Genomic DNA, 2,576 nt, shown 5'->3' on the forward strand with positions numbered 1-2,576 from the left:
CGAACTAAACGGAAATTTTTATAAATGTAACGAATGATTAAAATACCTGCAATCGTATAAAAAATATCGCCTATTGAAAATGGAATCCATCCGAAGACAATTCTAGAAAGTTTTGAAATATACGGATACAATCCGTTGCTATAATAAGTTTCAATAAACTCAGGGTAATTGCCAAGTATCTTAATAAGAAAGAATTGTAATGGGAAAGATAAGGCAATTAAAATTTTTGTTCTCTTTGTCATAAGCAATACATTTGAACATCATTCGGGAAAATGATATGTAGCTAATGTAAAAAAACTAAATCATTATTGCTACGTTGATGAGATATTTTTGTCATAAGACAATCAATTTTGTAAGGTATTTTATAAAAAACATTCAATTTTACAGTCAAACATTTACCTTTGCAAACAATTATTCAATCCATAAAAAAAATAGAATGAGTCAAGAAGTAAGAACTTTAGAACCAAATGCACTTTGGAATAAATTTGCTGATTTAAACGCAGTCCCAAGACCTTCCAAAAAGGAAGAACGCGTGATTGCTTTTATGAAAAAATTTGGAGAAGATTTAGGTTTAGAAACAGTTGTTGATGAAGTAGGGAATGTGATCGTTAAAAAACCAGCTACGGCAGGAATGGAAGATCGCAAAGCCATTGTAATGCAATCGCATTTAGATATGGTGCACCAAAAGAATTCGGATACAGTTTTTGACTTTGACATGCAAGGAATTGAAATGGTTGTTGAAGGCGATTGGGTAAAAGCAAGAGGAACTACTTTAGGAGCCGATAACGGACTTGGTGTCGCTACAATTATGGCCGTTTTGGAAAGTAATGAAATTGCACATCCAGCTATTGAAGCACTGTTTACGATTGATGAAGAAACAGGAATGACAGGCGCAATGGGATTGAAAGGCGGATTGTTGGAAGGCGAAATTTTATTGAATCTTGATACGGAAGAAGATGACGAAATTGGAATTGGTTGTGCAGGTGGAATTGATGTTACAGCAACACGTTCGTATGTAGTGGAAGAAACGCCAGAAAACGTAATTGGATATACTATTAAAGTAAGCGGATTGCAAGGTGGACATAGTGGAATGGATATTCATAAAGGTTTTGGAAACGCTAATATATTAATGAATCGCTTGTTGTTTGATGGTTTTGAAAACTTCGGATTAAGAATTTCAGCAATAGATGGCGGAAGTTTACGAAATGCCATTCCAAGAGAAAGCGCAGCAACGGTTGTTGTTGATAAAGTACACCAAGATGCTTTTGAATTTGAAATGCAAGCACTCATCAATACGATTAAAAAAGAATTTGTAAGTCTTGAAGCCGATTTAGAAATTGAATGTACAGTTACAGAAACTCCTTCTGGAGTGCTTGAATTGGGCGTGCAAGAAGGAATTACACGTTCATTATACGCTGCACATAATGGCGTATTTCGTATGAGTCCAGATATTGAAGAGTTGGTAGAAACCTCAAATAATATTGCACGTGTGATTGTTAAAGATGGCGAAATTAAAATTGGTTGTTTAACGCGTTCTTCTGTAGAAAGTGGAAAAATGGATTTAGCAACGAAACTAAGAGCTACTTTTGAACTTTCAGGTTGCGAAGTAGAATTTTCAGGTTCGTATCCAGGCTGGGCACCAAATATGAATGCGTCTATTTTGCCAGTAATGGTGAATTTATACAAAGAATTAAACAATAATGAAGAACCACATGTAGCTGCGTGTCATGCAGGATTGGAATGTGGAATTTTAGGAACAAACTATCCAGACATGGAAATGATTAGTTTTGGGCCAAATATTCGTGGAGCGCATTCACCAGATGAGCGTGCCAGTATTTCTTCTTCACAAAAATATTGGAAATATGTGTTAGAGATTCTAAAGAACATTCCGAAGAAATAATTTTTAAGAAAAAATATATTTAATAAAAAAAGCTCCTTTTCGGGAGCTTTTTTGTTTCAGAGTAGATTCTCCTTTTTAGTTTGGACAATCTGGTCTGTTCCAACTTCCGCAAGGCAACACACGAGAAGTATCTGGAAGTGGTCTTGGATCTTGTGGTAATGGTTCGCAATTTCGCTGACTTACACACCATACTTGCATCGTAATGGTTGTGGGTGCGCCACCATTTAAAGCTTTTATTTTTAAAGATGAGATTGTTTGTTTTTTTAAAGCCAATGTTTTGATTTGTTTCTTCATGATATATGTTTTTGTTTCATTGCAAAGATGTTGCAACGGATACATTCTCAAAACAGGAAAATAAATAAAAAAGACACCGTGTTTTTCCTAGTGAAAAGCCCCTTTTCATTAAAAAAGCGGCTTTACACAAAATTATAGTCTTCTGTTTAGCAAGTTATAAATATGGGCTGATTGTCTGCAAAGTGATAATTTTTTTTACAGTATTTCGTTTTAGTGATTTTCAAATATCATTATTCAGCATACTAAAATAGGGAAGAGGCGAAATACGTTATTATTTCTGTGTTTTTCCTGAAAATTAATATAGTAATTCAATAATGAAGTTTTTTTTACTTTCAGAAGAGACCAAAAAAAAGCCCTTCGTACAGAAGAGCTTTTCAAAATA

At 34.3% G+C, this 2,576-nt stretch carries 3 protein-coding genes; 1 reads left to right on the forward strand and 2 read right to left on the reverse strand.

Annotated elements, in window-relative coordinates:
• A partial coding sequence (locus AB8B65_RS08215; RefSeq protein WP_405300421.1) for a DUF3810 family protein occupies positions 1 to 242 on the reverse strand: 242 nt, incomplete at its 3' end.
• 194 nt (positions 243 to 436) lie between these two features.
• Here AB8B65_RS08215 and AB8B65_RS08220 point away from each other — a divergent pair.
• On the forward strand, positions 437 to 1,900 hold the full coding sequence (locus AB8B65_RS08220) for an aminoacyl-histidine dipeptidase (protein ID WP_405300423.1): 1,464 nt from the start codon (positions 437 to 439) through the stop codon (positions 1,898 to 1,900).
• 75 nt (positions 1,901 to 1,975) lie between these two features.
• Here AB8B65_RS08220 and AB8B65_RS08225 read toward each other — a convergent pair whose 3' ends face one another.
• Positions 1,976 to 2,194 carry a hypothetical protein gene (locus AB8B65_RS08225; RefSeq protein ID WP_405300424.1) on the reverse strand — a complete coding sequence of 73 codons (219 nt, stop codon included), beginning with the start codon at positions 2,192 to 2,194 and terminating at the stop codon, positions 1,976 to 1,978.
• Positions 2,195 to 2,576 lie beyond the last annotated feature (382 nt).

This window comes from Kordia sp., assembly GCF_045105435.1.
Classification (GTDB): domain Bacteria; phylum Bacteroidota; class Bacteroidia; order Flavobacteriales; family Flavobacteriaceae; genus Kordia.